The organism is Streptomyces sp. SAT1, assembly GCF_001654495.1.
GTDB lineage: Bacteria > Actinomycetota > Actinomycetes > Streptomycetales > Streptomycetaceae > Streptomyces > Streptomyces andamanensis.
The window spans coordinates 3,599,333-3,616,503 of the sequence record NZ_CP015849.1 but is presented as its reverse complement, the minus strand read 5'-3'; the positions used below and the strand labels follow the sequence as shown (position 1 = coordinate 3,616,503).

Below are 17,171 nucleotides of genomic sequence, written 5' to 3'. Positions count from 1 at the left end.
CGGGCCCTCCGGGCCACGACATCCTCAACGGTCCACTTTCTCACCCGTGCCGGACGGGTCGGCGCTTTCGGATGCGGTGTCCGGTGTCGGGTCACTCGCCTGCTCCCGGTCTGCTGCGGGGGACCGGCTGCCCGACTCCTGCGTGAGACGTTCCGCGGGGCCCGCGGGGTTCTCCGGTTCGCTGTTCTCCCGGTCACCCGGTTCCCGGCCGGTCTCGGCGGAGCCGTCGGGGGCGGGAGAGCCGCCGGAACCACCGTCGCCGCGGCCGGGGCCGTCGCCGCCGTCCGCCCCGGTGTCGCCCGGTCCCTCGGCGTCCCCTGTGGCCTGCGCGTTCTCGCCGTCCTGCGGCTCCTCCCCGGCCGCCGCCCGCTTGCGCTGGGTGTACATGCGGAAACCGGCAAGGACGAGCAGCAGCACACCGCCGCCGATGACCAGCATGACGGTGGCGGTGACCTCGGTGACCTTCACGTCGAAGCTGACGGGCGCGCCGTACTCCTGGCCGTCCTGCGTGTACAGCTGGGCGATCACCGTCACGGGCCCGTTGGCGTTGGCCGACGTGGTGAACTTCACGGACTGGCTGTGCCCGCCGGAGACCGTGATCGGCTGCTCCGCGTACGCCTTGCCGCCGATCTTCAACCGGGTGGGGTTGGACGAGGTGAGCCGCAGCACCAGGTGGTCGACGCCCTGCACCAGGTTGTTCTGGACCGTGACGGGGATCGTCGCGCTGCGGCCGGAGAGCTTGGTCTCCGACTTGTCGATCAGTTTGACCTCTTCGGAGAGGTCGTCGAGGTAGGCCTTCACCCCGTCGCGGAAGCCCGCGGCCGCGCGGTCGCGGCCGCGCCAGGACGTGGACATCTCGCGGTTCATCGCGCGTCCGAAGGGCGTGACGACCCGGGACTCGTCGGTGAGCACCACCGCGAAGTTGTCGACCTTGCCCTGGGTGTCGGCGATCTCCGTGAAGGCCGGGCCCCGCAGCTCGCGCTTGCGCAGCGACGAGGGGTAGCGGGACGCGGACGGAACCTTCGTCGTGGCCTTGGGGTCCGGATCGGCCTTGGCCGCGCCGGCCAGGTCCTGGGACTGGGACCAGGTGCCCTGCTGGAGGGCGAGCAGGGCCTGGTACATGGCCTGGGCCTGGCTGGTGCTGGGCATGCGCTGCGGGGCGACGACGACGCTGCGCTGCTTGCTCGTCTGACCGTTGAGTTCGAGGCTCTGGGCGAGGAACCGCTGCACCGCGAGCGTGCTGGCACCGGCCTGCGACAGATCGCCCTCGAACGAGGTCGACAGGCGCGCGTCCGCGACGACCGCGGTGGTGCCCTGGCCGATGGGCCGGGCCGCGGACGGCGTGTAGGTCATGCTGTCGGACTCTTCGAGGCTGTCGCTGCGCGCGATGACCTTGTCGGCTCCGGCGGAGGTGGCGACCCGGATGATCGACGGATCGACGGCGCCGTTCACCGGCCAGGCGAAGTCCGTGGCCGGTTTGACGTGGAGCACCGTCTCCACCGTGCTGGCGGCGACGTCCGTGGCGTCCTTGAGCAGGCTCAGGGTGCCGGAGACGCTGGTGCCGCGGTGGGCGAGCGCCGCGAGGTCCGGATCCGCGAACGGCAGCGCCACGACCTCCTTGCCCGCCACCGCCTGCTGGAGCTCGGCGAGCCACTGCTTGGCCACCGCCTGGTGGGTGCCGGCGACGGGGTCCGCGCCGGGGTCCGTCCGGATGCGGTAGTTGCGGGTCATGGCGTCGACGGACGCCAGCAGGTCCGGGTCGATCACCCAGGTGACGTCGAGATCCTTGCCCAGGGTGAGCATCCGTTCCAGCCGGCCGCCCGGGGCGAGGTCCTTGGCGAGGTCGTCGTTGAGGAAGACCGGTGTCTGCACGGTGCCGGGGCCGGTCTCCGCCGTCATGTGGACGGTGGAGACGAGGGGCCACAGGGCGGTCGTCTTCGTCTTCACCGACGCGGCGGAGGGCTGCCACGGCAGGAAGGTGTGCTGGATGCCCAGGACCTGGTCCCACCGCTGGACGGGCGTCTGCCCCGACAGCGAGACGGAGAACTCATAGACGCCGTCGGCGCCGAGGTCCAGCTTGGCGGCCGGGACCGAGATGCTGAAGTGCTGCGCGACGCCGGGCTGGAGCGCGGTGAACTTCTGCGTGTACGTGCCGCCGATCTCCGGGCCGTCGGTGCCGGGCTCGAAGTCGGTGCGCTGCGCCACGGTGTCGATCTCGGAGCGGGTGTCCAGGAGCGGGCCCACCCGCAGCCCGACGTGCGCGTCGGTGACCGGCTGCTTCCCCTTGTTCGTCACCGTGCCCGACACGGTCACCGTGTCTCCCGCGGAGGGGATGCTGGGGCTGAGGGAGTCGAGGGACACCGCGACGGTACGGGACCCGGAGACGGCGGCCCGGGGCGCTTCCTGGCCGGAGGCGTGCGCGGCCGGGGCGGAGAGCTGGAGCAGACCGGTCAGCAGTGGCGCCCCGGCGAGCAGGGCCCCGGTTCGCCGCAGCCAGCGGCGGGCAGGTGAGGGACTGGTCCCCAGGAAGTCTGCCGCCTCGGCCACGCGCTCGCCCGTCCCTCGTCGTCAGTGGTCGTCGGAATGTGCGTCCCCGCATGGTAACGAGACCTGCGGAGCGGAAGTGCCGCGGAGGCGGCCACAAGATCGACGGGAATCCGGGGCGCGCCCTGGATATCCGCGTATCCGGGGATGCCGTTCGTTACATCACGATGGGACGGTCTTGAACGGGTAAGCAAGGGGCCGTCCCCGCGCGCACACCGGAACGACACGGCCGGGCCGCCTGGGCACGTACCCTCTTCTGTTGTGCCGAACGCCAACGATGACACTCCCCCTGCCCTGAGCCAGGTGCAGCAGCGCGCGGTCAGCGAGCTGCTGCGGGTGGCCCCTGTCGCCGACGACCTCGCGCGCCGTTTCCAGGAGGCCGGGTTCTCGCTCGCCCTGGTCGGCGGGTCCGTCCGCGACGCGCTGCTCGGCCGGCTCGGCAACGACCTGGACTTTACGACGGACGCGCGTCCCGAGGACGTACTGAAGATCGTGCGGCCCTGGGCGGACGCCGTGTGGGAGGTCGGGATCGCCTTCGGCACGGTCGGTGCGCAGAAGGACGGCTATCAGATCGAGGTGACGACCTACCGGTCCGAGGCGTACGACCGCACCTCGCGCAAGCCCGAGGTGGCGTACGGCGACTCCATCGAGGAGGACCTGGTCCGTCGGGACTTCACCGTGAACGCCATGGCCGTCGCCCTGCCGGAGAAGAGGTTCATCGACCCGCACGGCGGTCTGGAGGACCTGGCGGAGCGAGTGCTGCGGGCCCCGGGCACCCCGGAGGAGTCCTTCTCGGACGACCCGCTGCGGATGATGCGGGCCGCGCGCTTCGCCGCGCAGCTCGACTTCGAGGTCGCCCCCGAGGTCGTCACGGCGATGAAGGAGATGGCCGGGCGCATCGAGATCGTCTCCGCCGAGCGGGTACGGGACGAGCTGAACAAGCTGATCCTCTCCACCCACCCGCGCAAGGGCCTGACCCTGCTCGTCGACACCGGGCTGGCCGACCGGGTGCTGCCCGAGCTGCCCGCCCTCCGGCTGGAGCGGGACGAGCACCACCGGCACAAGGACGTCTACGACCACACACTGATCGTTCTGGAGCAGGCGATCGACCTGGAGGAGGCGGGTCCCGACCTCACCCTCCGGCTGGCCGCCCTGCTGCACGACATCGGCAAGCCCCGTACGCGCCGTTTCGAGAAGGACGGCCGGGTCTCCTTCCACCACCATGAGGTGGTCGGCGCGAAGATGACCAAGAAGCGCATGACCGCCCTGAAGTACTCCAACGAGCTGGTGAAGGACGTCTCGCACCTGGTCGAGCTGCATCTGCGCTTCCACGGCTATGGCACCGGCGAGTGGACGGATTCGGCGGTCCGCCGCTATGTCCGCGACGCCGGTCCGCTGCTCGACCGCCTGCACAAGCTGACCCGGTCCGACTGCACCACCCGGAACAAGCGCAAGGCGCTCGCGCTGTCCCGCGCGTACGACGGTCTGGAGGAGCGCATCGCCCAGCTCCAGGAGAAGGAGGAGCTGGACTCCATCCGCCCGGACCTCGACGGCAACCAGATCATGGAGATCCTCGGCGTCCCGCCCGGCCCCGCGGTCGGCCGCGCCTACAAGCACATGCTGGAGCTGCGCCTGGAGCACGGCCCGATGGAGCACGATGCCGCTGTGGCGGCCCTTCGGGAGTGGTGGGCCCAGCAGGAGAGCTGACAGCGCGGAGGCCGTGTTTCACGTGAAACATGACCTCCGCGGCACCCGGCCATGACGAAGGGGCGGTGTTTCACGTGAAACACCGCCCCTTCGTCGTACCGCTGAGCCGGGCGTTACTTGGCTTCCTTCAGGCAGAGCACCACGTCGTGGCCGCCGCCGTACTGGACGTAGGAGATCGTCGCGTCGGTGACGGTCTTGCACTTCTCCGTGTCGGTGGAGCCGTCGAACTTCTCGACCACCTTGTACTGGGCGTTGGCGGACGAGCAGTCGACCTCCTTGAGGTCGGCCTTGGTCATCGACCCGTCGTTGTGCATGCACGAGCCCACCGAGGTGGTCTCCGCGTCGTCGCGGGTCAGGAACCAGCCCGCGCCGAACTTCAGGAGCGCGACGATGACGGCGACCACGATCACACCGATGATGCGGATGGCCTTCTTGCCCAGACGCTTGCCGGCCGGCGCGGGCGGCGGCACCGGCGCGCCCTGCTGCTGCGGGAAGGGGGCGTACGGCTGCTGCGGCGGGTAGGGCTGCTGCGGGACTCCCGGCTGACCGGGCTGCTGCCCCATGGGAGCGGTGGGGGCCTGGGCGTACGGGTTCTGGCCCTGGGGCGGCGGCGGAGTAGTCACTTGGGGGTCCCCCTGGAACGTAGACACGATGACGCGAACACGGCGTCGAAATAAGACGCACGTAAGCTACAGGCCCCCACTGACATCCCTGTACTTCCCAGGAGACTCTGTGTCTTTGATGTGACAGTCAGCGGTGTTCAAACCGGGCCATAGTCGCCGCAACCGCTCCGTAGATCACGGCAATCGTGATGACCAGGACCGACGAGCGGCCGTCCGGAGGCAGCATCAGCGCCGCGACGGCCGCCGCGCCGACGAAGGCGACGTTGAACAGCACGTCGTAAACGGAAAAGATCCGGCCGCGGAAGCCGTCCTCGACGCAGGACTGCACGACCGTGTCCGTGGCGATTTTCGCTCCCTGGGTGACGAGCCCGAGCACGAAGGCCGCGACCAGCAGGGGACCGGTGGCGAACAGCAGCCCGAGAGCGGGTTCCAGCACCGCGGCGGAACCGGCGCACACGGCGATCCAGCGCAGGGGGCCGAGCCGCCCGGAGGCCCAGGGAGTGACCAGCGCCGCGGCGAAGAACCCGGCCCCGGACGCGCCCAGCGCGAGACCGAGCAGCCGCAGCCCGTCGTCCGTGTGCGCGGACAGGCCGTAGCGGCACAGCATCAGCACCATGACCGTCAGCGCGCCGTAGCAGAACCGCATCAGCGCCATCGCGCCCAGAGCCCGCGCCGCCGCCCGGCGCGGCGGCGCGGCGAGGTGCCGCACACCGGCCAGCAGGCCCCGCGCGGTGCCGGTCAGCGCGGTACCCAGCCGGGGCGGCGCCGGGTCGCGGTCGGGACCGAGGAGGTCCCGGGCCATCAGCAGCGACGTGAGGGCGGCGCCCAGATAGAGGACGGCGCCCAGCAGCACCACGGCGGCATCCGAGTCGGCCCCGGCCAGGCGCAGGGCGAAGGCGAGGCCGCCGCCCCGAAGGCCGCGAGGGAGCCCGCGGTCGGCGACAGGGAGTTGGCGACGACCAGCCGCTCGGCGTCCACCACCCGCGGCAGCGCGGCGGACAGGCCCGACAGGACGAAGCGGTTGACGGCGGTGACGCACAGGGCGGAGGCGTAGAAGAGCCAGTCGGCGGCGCCCGCCGCCATCAGCACGGCGGTGGCGGCGGCCAGCACCGCGCGGGCCAGATTGCCGTAGAGGAAGACCTGACGGCGCCGCCAGCGGTCCAGCAGCACACCGGCGAACGGACCGACCAGGGAGTAGGGCAGCAGCAGCACCGCCATCGCCGAGGCGACGGCGCCGGCCGAGGCCTGGTGCTCGGGGGAGAAGACGACGTAGGCGGCGAGCGCGACCTGATAGACGCCGTCGGCGCCCTGGGAGAGCAACCGTATGGTGAGCAGCCGTCGGAAGCCCCGCTGGCGCAGCAGGACGCGCAGGTCACGGACGACGGCCATGGGGCACAGCCTCACATACGCGAGGGCCCCCGGGGCACAGACGGGAGGGTCCCCGGGGCGATCGCCTCGGGGACCCTCCCAGCCCTGGCAGGAGCGTTCAGCGTGACGTCAGCGCTCGACGTCGCCGCGGATGAACTTCTCGACGTTCTCGCGGGCCTCGTCGTCGAAGTACTGGACCGGCGGGGACTTCATGAAGTACGAGGACGCCGACAGGATCGGGCCGCCGACGCCGCGGTCCTTGGCGATCTTCGCGGCGCGCAGGGCGTCGATGATGACACCCGCGGAGTTCGGGGAGTCCCAGACCTCGAGCTTGTACTCCAGGTTCAGCGGGACGTCACCGAAGGCACGGCCCTCGAGGCGGACGTAGGCCCACTTGCGGTCGTCCAGCCAGGCCACGTAGTCGGACGGGCCGATGTGGACGTTCTTCTCGCCGAGGTCCCGGTCGGGGATCTGCGAGGTGACGGCCTGCGTCTTGGAGATCTTCTTGGACTCCAGGCGCTCGCGCTCGAGCATGTTCTTGAAGTCCATGTTGCCGCCGACGTTCAGCTGCATCGTGCGGTCCAGGACGACGCCCCGGTCCTCGAACAGCTTCGCCATGACACGGTGCGTGATGGTGGCGCCGACCTGCGACTTGATGTCGTCACCGACGATCGGGACGCCCGCCTCGGTGAACTTGTCCGCCCACTCCTTGGTGCCGGCGATGAAGACCGGGAGGGCGTTGACGAAGGCGACCTTGGCGTCGATGGCGCACTGGGCGTAGAACTTCGCCGCGTCCTCGGAGCCGACCGGCAGGTAGCAGACGAGGACGTCGACCTGCTTGTCCTTGAGGACCTGGACGACGTCGACCGGAGCCTCGGCGGACTCCTCGATGGTCTGGCGGTAGTACTTGCCGAGGCCGTCGAGGGTGTGGCCGCGCTGCACCGTCACACCGGCGGAGGGCACGTCGCAGATCTTGATGGTGTTGTTCTCGGAGGCGCCGATGGCGTCCGAGAGGTCCAGACCGACCTTCTTCGCGTCTACGTCGAAGGCGGCCACGAACTCGACGTCACGCACGTGGTAGTCGCCGAACTGCACGTGCATGAGGCCCGGGACCTTGGCCGCCGGGTCGGCGTCCTTGTAGTACTCGACGCCCTGCACCAGCGATGCGGCGCAGTTGCCCACACCGACGATGGCTACGCGAACCGAACCCATTCCGGTTGCTCCCTGTGTGTACTCGGTGAAGCCCCGACGGGACCTCACGTGGCGGTGTCGCCGGGCGTATCCGGCCGGGAAGGATCCCCGGTCCGGGGCAGGCCGCCCGTCGCTCCATTGGTGGTGTCCTGCTGAGCGGTCCCCCCGTCGGCGGAACCCTTGAGGTCCCGCCCGGCCCGCTCACTCTCGATGAGCTCGTTCAGCCAGCGCACTTCGCGCTCCACGGACTCCATTCCGTGGCGCTGGAGCTCGAGGGTGTAGTCGTCGAGGCGCTCCCTGGTGCGCGCGAGGGAGGCGCGCATCTTCTCCAGACGCTCCTCCAGCCGGCTGCGGCGGCCCTCGAGCACGCGCATGCGCACATCGCGCGAGGTCTGCCCGAAGAAGGCGAAGCGCGCGGCGAAGTGCTCGTCGTCGTACGCGTCGGGGCCGGTCTGGGAGAGCAGCTCCTCGAAGTGCTCCTTACCTTCTGCCGTCAACCGGTAGACGATCTTCGCGCGGCGCCCGGCGAGCGGGGCGGCGAGGGCGTCCTCGGTGGTGTTCCCCGGTTCCTCGGTCAACCAGCCGTTGGCGACCAGCGTCTTGAGGCAGGGATACAGCGTCCCGTAACTGAACGCACGGAACACACCCAGCGACGTATTGAGCCGTTTGCGCAGCTCATAGCCGTGCATCGGGGACTCGCGGAGCAGGCCGAGTACGGCGAACTCAAGGATTCCGGAACGTCGGCCCATCGTCGCCTCCTCTCTGCCGCGACCCGGCGCCGGCTCACGCCGTACCGGGTGCCGTGACGGTCTTTATGTCGCGCTGATGTATCGACTCGATACATCCAGACGATAGAACGACCCCGCGCGTGCGACAAGGGGGGACAGGGTGAACGGGATCACATCACCGTTTCGTTGCAGCCAAGTTGCCTGATTTGGGGTGAACTTCGGGACCCGGTGGGTTTTGACGGTGCGTAGTCTGTCCGCCATGCATGACACCGGGAACCTAGCGACGCATGGGGACGTCCTTGTCCCTGGTGCAGTACGGGTGAAGGCGCGACCGGCCACATCCGTACGTTCGGGGGGACCGGAAACCAGCCGCTGTTTCCAGGCGCGCACGGGTGCGCCTGCCCGAGGAGTAATCGTTCGATGAGCGAGCACCGTCGCAAACCGCCGCAGCCGCAGGGAGGCGGACGTGCCGCGGCCCGACGCGGCCAGTCCGGCTCGTCCTCCGGCCGCCGCGCGGCACCGCGAGGCGCCAACGGATCTTCAGCCGACTCCGCTGGGTCCGCCTCCGGGTCCACGTCCCACGGGTCTGGCTCGTACGGCGCGGCACAGGAGGAGCGCCCCTACGGCGGCCGGGCCGAGGCCCGCCGGGCGGCGCAGCGCGGCGGCCGGCGGCGCGGAGGCGGGCCCGGTGGCCCCACCGGGCCCGGACGCGGCCAGGGCCGGACGGCTCCACCCGCCAAGAAGCGGTTCATCGACTATCCGCGCGCGGGCAAGTACGGCTGGCGGCGCTGGATGCCGTCCTGGAAGCTGGTCACGGGGCTGTTCATCGGCTTCGTCGGCAGCCTGGTGGCGGTGGCCGGCATCGGGTACGCGATGGTGAGCGTCCCGAACATCCAGGAGACCGCGACCGCCCAGAACAACGTGTACTACTGGGCCGACGGCAGCGAGATGGTCCGGACGGGCGGCGAGATCAACCGCCAGATCCTGAGCTACTCGGACATCCCCAAGAACATGCGCAACGCGGTCATCTCGCAGGAGAACAAGACCTTCGAGACCGACAGCGGCATCGACCCCAAGGGCATCACGCGCGCCCTGCTCAACATGGCCCGGGGTCAGCAGACCCAGGGCGGGTCCACCATCACCCAGCAGTACGTCAAGAACGCGATGCTGAACGACCAGTCGCAGACGATCTCCCGCAAGTTCAAGGAGATCTTCGTGTCGATCAAGGTCGGGACCAAGGTGCCCAAGGACCAGATCATGGCGGGGTACCTCAACTCCTCCTACTACGGTCGCGGGGCCTACGGGCTCCAGGCGGCGTCCCGGGCCTACTTCAACAAGGACGCCAAGAACCTGGACGCCGGCGAGTGCGCCTTCCTGGCAGCGGTGCTCAAGGGCGCCACGTACTACGACCCGGCCGGATCGACGTCCATCGACCCGTCGGCGACACCCCAGGCCAACACCAAGCGCGTCATGAACCAGATGCAGGACACGCTCAACAAGATGGTCGAGTACGGGCATCTGAGCGCCGCGGAGCGGGACAAGTACCGGTCGCTGCCCAAGTGGCAGAGCCCCCGGTCGAACACCCGGCTGAGCGGCCAGGTCGGCTATCTCGTCGACCTCGCCAAGGCCTACGTGATCAACAACACCGGCATCACCGCGGACAAGCTCCAGCAGGGCGGCTACCAGATCCACACGACCTTCGAGAAGGACAAGGTCGACAAGCTGAAGGCCGCGGTGGAGAAGGTCCAGAAGAACAACATCGACCCCAAGAAGCGTCCGAAGTACGACACGCACGTGCAGTTCGGCGGCGCCTCGGTGGACTCCAAGACGGGTGCCATCAAGGCGATCTACGGCGGTGAGGACTGGACCAAGCACTTCACCGACAACGCGGACGCCACCGGTGCGCAGGTCGGTTCGACGTTCAAGCCGTTCGTGCTGGCGGCGGCCATGCGTGACGGTGTCCGTGATCCGGACGGGGGCGAGAACCAGGGGGCGGACGAACGCACCCTCGTCTCCCCCAAGAGCCGCTTCAGCGGCAAGAACAAGCTCAAGATCAAGAGGTACGACGGGACCGTCTGGAAGAACGAGAAGGGCGAGGAGTGGCTCCAGACGAACGACGACAACGAGTCGGTCGGTACCGCGCCCAACTACATGATCGACCTGCGTGAGGCGATGCGGCAGTCGGTCAACACCGCCTTCGTGCAGCTCGGCATGGACGTCGGCCTGGACAAGGTCGAGAAGGCCGCGCTGGACGCGGGCCTGAAGAAGGACAGCCTGACCGGCACCACCTTCCCGTCGTTCTCCATCGGTATCTCCGACCCGAGCGCGATCCGCATGGCGGGCGCCTACGCGACGTTCGCCACCAGCGGGAAGCAGAACGAACCGTTCTCCGTCATGAAGATCGACAACCAGGACGGTACGGTCTACGAGCACAAGAGCGCGGCCAAGCAGGCCTTCGACGCCAACGTCGCCGACAACGTCACCGACGTCCTGAAGACCGTGGTCGAGAAGGGCACCGGTACCAACGCCAAGCTGCCCGGACGGGAAGTGGCGGGCAAGACCGGTACCACCGACGGCAACAAGTCGGCCTGGTTCGTCGGCTACACCCCGCAGCTGTCCACCGCGATCAGCATGTTCCGGCTGGACGACAACGAGAAGAACAAGTCGCGCACGTTCCTGGAGATGTACCACACCGGTGGCCAGGACAAGATCCACGGCTCCTCGTTCCCGTCCGAGATCTGGCACGACTACATGATGGAAGCGCTCAAGGGCCAGCCCGCGGAGAAGTTCCCGACGCCCGAGCCCATCGGTGAGATCGTCAACGCCGCGCCCAGCCCGACGCCCACTCCGACGGCCACCCGGACCGAGGAGAACATTCCGTCCCCGTCGACCACTCCCAGCAAGCCGGAGAACAGCCCGGTCGCGCCGCCGCCTCCGCCGTCGCCCACGCAGACGCACTGCAACTTCTGGGGCTGCGACGACATCGGTGGACAGAACGGAAACAACGGGGCCAACGGCAGCAATGGTGCCAACGGCGGCAATGGGGGTGATGGCGGCGACGGCGGTGGACCCGGTGGCGGGGGCGATGCGAACGGAGGCACCGGCACCTCACCGTCGCCCACGAAGTCGTCGTGGTGGCCGTAGAGACGGTGCCACAGCGGCTGGGGCCGCCTCCTCGCCGCCGTCGGCCATGAGCCGGGGCATCGCTCCGCCGGACCGTTTCACGTGAAACACGGGCCGCCGCACCCACCGGGTGCGGCGGCCCACGGCGTTTTCACTGACGCGTACGGCAGGATGTGCGGCATGCCCAGTGCTGAATCGACGCAAGCGAGCGTGCACGAGCCAGGCCCGGTCCGGCCGACCGAGGAGGACGAGGTCGCCGCGGCCGGCAGTGAGCTGATCGGCGGCCCTGTCGGACGGTACGCGCTGCTCGGGACGTCCTGGTGGTCCCCGGTGCGGGTGATCGCCCTGGTCGCGATCGGCATGTTCGCCCTCGGCCTGGTCCAGAAGGCGCCGTGCTACCACAGCGCCTGGTTCTTCGGCGCGAGTTCGCAGTACACGAAGGCCTGCTACTCGGACATCCCGCACCTCTACCAGGGGCGTGGATTCGCCGACGGGCTCGTGCCGTACTTCGACAAGCTCACCGGGGACATGCCCTACCTCGAGTACCCGGTCCTGACCGGTGTGTTCATGGAGGTGGCCTCCTGGCTGACCCCGCACAGCGGCAGCATCCAGCACCAGGAGCGCTGGTACTGGATGGTCAACGCCGGGATGCTCATGGCGTGCGCGGCCGTCATCGCGGTCTGTGTGACCCGGACACACGCCCGGCGCCCGTGGGACGGCCTGCTGGTCGCCCTGGCGCCGGCCCTGGCCCTGACCGCCACGATCAACTGGGACCTGCTGGCGGTCGCCCTGACGGCCGCGGCGATGCTGATGTGGGCGCGCGAGCGTCCCGTCGCCTTCGGTGTCCTGCTCGGGCTCGCCACGGCCGCCAAGCTCTATCCCGCGCTGCTGCTGGGCCCGCTGCTCGTCCTGTGCTGGCGGGCCGGCCGGTGGCGCGAGTTCGGCAAGGCGCTCGCAGGCGCGGTCGTCGCCTGGCTGGTCGTCAATCTGCCGGTGATGGCCTTCGCCGGTGACGGCTGGTGGCAGTTCTACCGGTTCAGCCACGACCGGGGCGTCGACTTCGGATCCTTCTGGCTGATCTGGGCCCAGAACTCGACCGACCCGCCCAGCACCGACTTCGTGAACACCGTGGCCACGCTGCTGGTGGTGGTGTGCTCCCTCGGTATCGCGGCGCTCACGCTCATGGCCCCGCGCCGACCGCGGTTCGCCCAGCTCGCCTTCCTGATCGTGGCGGTCTTCATCCTCACCAACAAGGTCTACTCACCGCAGTACGTCCTGTGGCTGATCCCGCTGGCCGTGCTCGCCCGCCCGAAGTGGCGCGACTTCCTGATCTGGCAGGCGTGCGAGGTGGCGTACTTCCTCGGGATCTGGCTGTACCTCGCGTACACGACCAGCGGAGACGCCCACAAGGGACTGCCGACCGACGGCTACCACTGGGCGATCGCCGTCCACCTGGCGGGGACGCTGTACCTGTGCGCGGTCGTCGTGCGCGACATCCTCGTGCCGGACCGCGACGTGGTGCGCCGGTCCGGGGACGACGATCCCTCGGGCGGTGTGCTCGACGGGGCCGAGGACGTCTTCGTGCTGGGAGCCGCGGCCCGCCCGGCACGGCACATGGCCTTCTACGAGGACGCCGACGTCGACGCCGAGGCCGAATGGGCCGGTGTCCCCGCGGAGCACCGCGAAGAGCCGGAGCACCCCGAGGGGCGTTCGCTCTGAGCGAACGGCGCTGATGGCGCCCTGTATGCCCTGCATGAGGCCCTGCCCGGTGACCACCGGGCAGGGCCTCATCCACGCGTGACGGCGACCGGGCTCAGCGGTCCACGATCCGGTCGAACTGCGTGGTGGTGTGCCGCAGATGGGCGACGAGTTCGTCGCCGACCGTCGGTTCCGGCGCGTCCGAGGGCACGAACAGGATCGAGACCTGCATGTGCGGCGGCTCGGCGAACCAGCGCTGCTTGCCGCCCCAGACGAACGGCGAGAGGTTCCGGTTCACGGTGGCGAGGCCGGCCCGTGCGACGCCCTTGGCGCGCGGCATGACGCCGTGCAGCGCCTTGGGCGCCTCCAGACCCACGCCGTGCGACGTACCGCCCGCCACGACCACCAGGAAGCCGTCGGAGGCCACCTTCTGCTGCCGGTAGCCGAAGCGGTCGCCCTTGGCCACACGCGTCACGTCCAGGACCGCGCCGCGGTACTGGGTGGCCTCGTGGTCGCCCAGCCACAGCCGGGTGCCGATCCGGGCACGGAAGCGGGTCTGCGGGAACTGCTGCTGGAGCCGGGCGAGTTCGTCGGCCTTCAGATGGCTGACGAACATGGTGTGCAGCGGAAGCCGGGCCGCGCGCAGCCGGTCCATCCAGCCGATGACCTCCTCGACGGCGTCCGAGCCGTCCGTCCGGTCCAGCGGCAGATGGATCGCGAAGCCCTCCAGGCGGACGTTCTCGATGGCGGCGTGCAGCTGCGGCAGCTCCTGCTCGCTGACACCGTGCCGCTTCATCGAGGACATCACCTCGATGACGACGCGGGCTCCGACCAGGCCGTAGACGCCGTCGATGGAGGACACCGAGCGGATCACCCGGTCGGGCAGGGGCACCGGCTCCTCGCCGCGCCGGTAGGGCGTCAGCACCAGCAGGTCGCCCCCGAACCAGTCCTTGATCCGGGCGGCCTCGTACGTCGTGCCGACGGCGAGGATGTCCGAGCCGAGCCGGGTGGCCTCCTCGGCCAGGCGCTCGTGCCCGAAGCCGTAGCCGTTGCCCTTGCAGACCGGGACCAGTCCGGGGAACTGCTCCTGCACGTGCTTGTGATGCGCCCGCCAGCGCGCGGTGTCGACGTAGAGCGTGAGCGCCATGGCCGGACCTGGGACCTTTCTCGTGGCTGCGGTGTGGTGAGGTGTGGCAGAGAGGTGGAGGGGACCACCGGCGCCGTCGGAGCGGAGCGCGGGGTCAGCGCCGCGACATGTAGATGTCGAGCGCCTTGTGGAGCAGCTTGTTCAGCGGGAAGTCCCACTCGCCGAGGTACTCGGCCGCCTGGCCGCCGGTGCCGACCTTGAACTGGATCAGGCCGAAGAGGTGGTCGGTCTCGTCCAGCGAGTCGGAGATGCCGCGCAGGTCGTAGACCGTGGCGCCGAGCGCGTAGGCGTCGCGCAGCATCCGCCACTGCATCGCGTTCGAGGGCCGGACCTCGCGGCCGATGTTGTCCGAGGCGCCGTAGGAGTACCAGACGTGCCCGCCGACGATGAGCATCGTCGCCGCGGCCAGGTTCACCCCGTTGTGCCGGGCGAAGTACAGCCGCATGCGGTTGGGGTCCTCGGTGTTGAGGGCGGACCACATGCGCTGGAAGTACGACAGCGGCCGGGGCCGGAAGTGGTCGCGCACGGCCGTGATCTCGTACAGCCGCTGCCACTCCTCCAGGTCGTGGTAGCCGCCCTGGACGACCTCGACACCGGCCTTCTCGGCCTTCTTGATGTTGCGGCGCCACAGCTGGTTGAAGTTCTTGTGGACCTCTTCCAGGGAGCGGTTGGCCAGCGGCACCTGGAAGACGTAGCGGGGCTGGACGTCCCCGAAGCCGGCACCGCCGTCCTCGCCCTGCTGCCAGCCCATGCGGCGCAGCTTGTCGGCGACCTCGAAGGCGCGCGGCTCGATGAAGTCGGCCTCCAGGTCGCGCAGCCGCTTGACGTCCGCGTCCTGGATGCCCTTCTTGATGCTCTCGGAGTTCCAGCGCCGGATGATCACCGGCGGACCCATCTTGACCGAGAAGGCGCCCTGCCGCTTCAGATGGGCCAGCATCGGCTGGAGCCAGTCGTCGAGGTTGGGCGCGAACCAGTTGATGACCGGGCCCTCGGGCAGATACGCGAGGTAGCGCTTGATCTTGGGCAGCTGGCGGTACAGCACGAGCCCGGCGCCGACCATGTACCCCGTACGCTCGTCGAACCAGCCGAGGCTCTCGGAGCGCCACTCCGCCTTGACGTCGGCCCAGGCCGGGACCTGCATGTGACTCGCCGCCGGCAGGCTCTGGATGTAGGCCAGATGCTGCTCTCGACTGATGGTCCTCAGGGTCAGGCTCATTCGGGGCGCTCCTCGGGCTGGCGTGTCCCCATGGGTTCAGGGGCTCCGGCTCTCGCGCCGAAGCCTACTGCGCCAGGGGAGCGCGCAGACTGGCCGCACACCACCTTCGCCCCGGCCTGTCGCCCGGGGCGGCAGCGGCGCACGGCGCGCGGACGGCGCCCGCGGGGTGCGGCGGACGCCGTCCGCGATCCGGCCGGCCCGGTGCGGCGTCAGCTGATGACGCCGCCGAAGAGGCCGCCGTGGGCCATGCCGAGGAAGAACCCGATCGCCGAGGCGCCGAGACCGAGGATGAGGCCGAAGCGCTCGCGCGTGGTCACCGAGATCCACTGGCCGTACGCGCCGGTGAGGATGCCCACCAGCCCGGCCCAGGAGCTCACCAGATGCAGGCTGTGGAAGAGGAGGCCGGTGATGAAGGCGAGGACGCCCAGCACCAGGGTCGTCGCGAGCAGCGCGTCCTGGAGAGGGTGGGACTTGCCGTCCGTGGCGAGGAGGCCGTTGTTCGCGGCGGTGTTCGGTCGCATCGTCTGTGCCATGGGGCACCTCCTGCGAGAGGCAGCGCTTCGTAGCGCCGAGTCACCCGAGGTGTCCAGATTGCCGGGTTCTGTGCCCGGATTTCAACCGGAAGCCGGGTGCGGGTAGTCTGTACCGTCTGCACTTGTGTCTGCCCGGCCCGCGCACGGGACAACCCGAGGACGGCCCGGAGAATCCGCCGGTCCGGCCCCGTTGTCAGTGCCGGCTGTTTTACTGGCACACACGATTGCGTACGCATCACAACCCTCCTGCCACGGAACGACCGTGGCCGCTGAGTCCGAAGGAGGTGGGTTCCACATGCGTCACTACGAGGTGATGGTCATCCTCGACCCCGATGTCGAGGAGCGCGCTGTCTCCCCGCTGATCGAGAACTTCCTTTCTGTCGTCCGTGACGGTGGCGGAAAGGTCGAGAAGATCGACACCTGGGGCCGTCGCCGTCTCGCGTACGAGATCAAGAAGAAGCCCGAGGGCATCTACTCGGTCATCGACCTGCAGGCCGAGCCTGCGGTCGTCAAGGAGCTCGACCGCCAGATGAACCTGAACGAGTCGGTCCTCCGGACCAAGGTCCTCCGCCCCGAGACCCACTGAGCCCCGGCTCAGCGATCTCGGGATCCGAGTAGCAGCACCAGCAGCCAGCAGCAAACCCGCCGAGAGGTACCCCCATGGCAGGCGAGACCGTCATCACGGTCGTCGGCAATCTCGTCGACGACCCCGAGCTGCGCTTCACCCCCTCCGGTGCGGCGGTCGCGAAGTTCCGCGTCGCGTCCACGCCCCGCACCTTCGACCGCCAGACGAACGAGTGGAAGGACGGCGAGAGCCTCTTCCTGACCTGCTCGGTCTGGCGTCAGGCGGCGGAGAACGTCGCGGAGTCGCTCCAGCGAGGCATGCGCGTCATCGTGCAGGGCCGGCTGAAGCAGCGGTCCTACGAGGACCGTGAGGGCGTCAAGCGCACGGTCTACGAGCTGGACGTCGAGGAAGTCGGCGCCAGCCTGCGCAATGCCACGGCCAAGGTCACCAAGACCAGCGGCCGCGGCGGCGGCCAGGGTGGTTACGGTGGCGGTGGCGGTGGCGGCCAGGGTGGCGGCGGCTGGGGCGGCGGCCCCGGCGGCGGCCAGCAGGGCGGTGGCGGCGCTCCCGCCGACGACCCGTGGGCGACCGGCGCTCCTGCCGGTGGCAACCAGGGTGGCGGCGGCTGGGGTGGCGGTTCCGGCTCCGGCTCCGGCGGCGGTGGCGGCTACTCGGACGAGCCCCCCTTCTAGGTCTGTGCACCGGGTCCCCGGACCCGGCCGGACCGA

General features: G+C 69.6%; 12 protein-coding genes and 1 pseudogene. 5 read left to right on the top strand and 8 right to left on the bottom strand.

Annotated elements, in window-relative coordinates:
• Positions 1-24: 24 nt before the first annotated feature.
• Positions 25-2,547: a DUF6049 family protein gene (locus A8713_RS15685; RefSeq protein ID WP_064534051.1), complete on the bottom strand. Its 2,523-nt coding sequence runs from the start codon at positions 2,545-2,547 to the stop codon at positions 25-27.
• Between the two features lie 258 nt (positions 2,548-2,805).
• On the opposite strand from A8713_RS15685, the gene A8713_RS15680 reads away from it, so the two are divergent.
• A complete protein-coding gene (locus A8713_RS15680; RefSeq protein ID WP_064534050.1) occupies positions 2,806-4,251 on the top strand; it encodes a CCA tRNA nucleotidyltransferase in 1,446 nt (481 codons plus the stop codon).
• A 113-nt stretch (positions 4,252-4,364) separates the two neighbouring features.
• On the opposite strand, the gene A8713_RS15675 is transcribed toward A8713_RS15680, so the two are convergent.
• The 4 genes and pseudogenes from A8713_RS15675 to A8713_RS15660 form a co-directional block, all read right to left on the bottom strand.
• Positions 4,365-4,874 carry an LppU/SCO3897 family protein gene (locus A8713_RS15675; protein WP_173860854.1) on the bottom strand — a complete coding sequence of 170 codons (510 nt, stop codon included), beginning with the start codon at positions 4,872-4,874 and terminating at the stop codon, positions 4,365-4,367.
• Positions 4,875-5,001: 127 nt separating this feature from the next.
• Positions 5,002-6,263 (bottom strand): annotated as a pseudogene (locus tag A8713_RS15670) (MFS transporter).
• A 108-nt stretch (positions 6,264-6,371) separates the two neighbouring features.
• A complete protein-coding gene (locus A8713_RS15665; RefSeq protein WP_026252267.1) occupies positions 6,372-7,454 on the bottom strand; it encodes an inositol-3-phosphate synthase in 1,083 nt (360 codons plus the stop codon).
• A 44-nt stretch (positions 7,455-7,498) separates the two neighbouring features.
• Positions 7,499-8,182 carry a PadR family transcriptional regulator gene (locus tag A8713_RS15660; RefSeq protein WP_018566233.1) on the bottom strand — a complete coding sequence of 228 codons (684 nt, stop codon included), beginning with the start codon at positions 8,180-8,182 and terminating at the stop codon, positions 7,499-7,501.
• 399 nt (positions 8,183-8,581) lie between these two features.
• On the opposite strand from A8713_RS15660, the gene A8713_RS15655 reads away from it, so the two are divergent.
• Both A8713_RS15655 and A8713_RS15650 read left to right on the top strand, forming a co-directional pair.
• Positions 8,582-11,305 (top strand): transglycosylase domain-containing protein, encoded by a 2,724-nt coding sequence (locus tag A8713_RS15655; protein WP_079158981.1) that lies wholly within the window; start codon positions 8,582-8,584, stop codon positions 11,303-11,305.
• Between the two features lie 159 nt (positions 11,306-11,464).
• The gene (locus tag A8713_RS15650; protein ID WP_389596855.1) at positions 11,465-13,003 is read left to right on the top strand and encodes a glycosyltransferase family 87 protein; all 1,539 of its coding nucleotides are present in this window, start codon (positions 11,465-11,467) and stop codon (positions 13,001-13,003) included.
• Between the two features lie 94 nt (positions 13,004-13,097).
• Here the strand turns inward: A8713_RS15650 and A8713_RS15645 are convergent, their stop codons facing one another.
• The 3 genes from A8713_RS15645 to A8713_RS15635 all read right to left on the bottom strand — a co-directional run bounded on the left by A8713_RS15645 (position 13,098) and on the right by A8713_RS15635 (position 15,878).
• Positions 13,098-14,129 (bottom strand): alanine racemase, encoded by a 1,032-nt coding sequence (locus A8713_RS15645; protein ID WP_018566236.1) that lies wholly within the window; start codon positions 14,127-14,129, stop codon positions 13,098-13,100.
• Between the two features lie 94 nt (positions 14,130-14,223).
• Positions 14,224-15,345, bottom strand: a complete 1,122-nt coding sequence (femX, locus tag A8713_RS15640; protein ID WP_064534046.1) for a peptidoglycan bridge formation glycyltransferase FemX — start codon at positions 15,343-15,345, stop codon at positions 14,224-14,226.
• 209 nt (positions 15,346-15,554) lie between these two features.
• On the bottom strand, positions 15,555-15,878 hold the full coding sequence (locus tag A8713_RS15635) for a hypothetical protein (RefSeq protein WP_018566238.1): 324 nt from the start codon (positions 15,876-15,878) through the stop codon (positions 15,555-15,557).
• A 295-nt stretch (positions 15,879-16,173) separates the two neighbouring features.
• On the opposite strand from A8713_RS15635, the gene rpsF reads away from it, so the two are divergent.
• Both rpsF and A8713_RS15625 read left to right on the top strand, forming a co-directional pair.
• On the top strand, positions 16,174-16,464 hold the full coding sequence (gene rpsF, locus A8713_RS15630; RefSeq protein WP_018566239.1) for a 30S ribosomal protein S6: 291 nt from the start codon (positions 16,174-16,176) through the stop codon (positions 16,462-16,464).
• Between the two features lie 74 nt (positions 16,465-16,538).
• Positions 16,539-17,135, top strand: coding sequence for a single-stranded DNA-binding protein (locus A8713_RS15625; protein ID WP_018566240.1), 597 nt, complete (start codon positions 16,539-16,541; stop codon positions 17,133-17,135).
• Positions 17,136-17,171 lie beyond the last annotated feature (36 nt).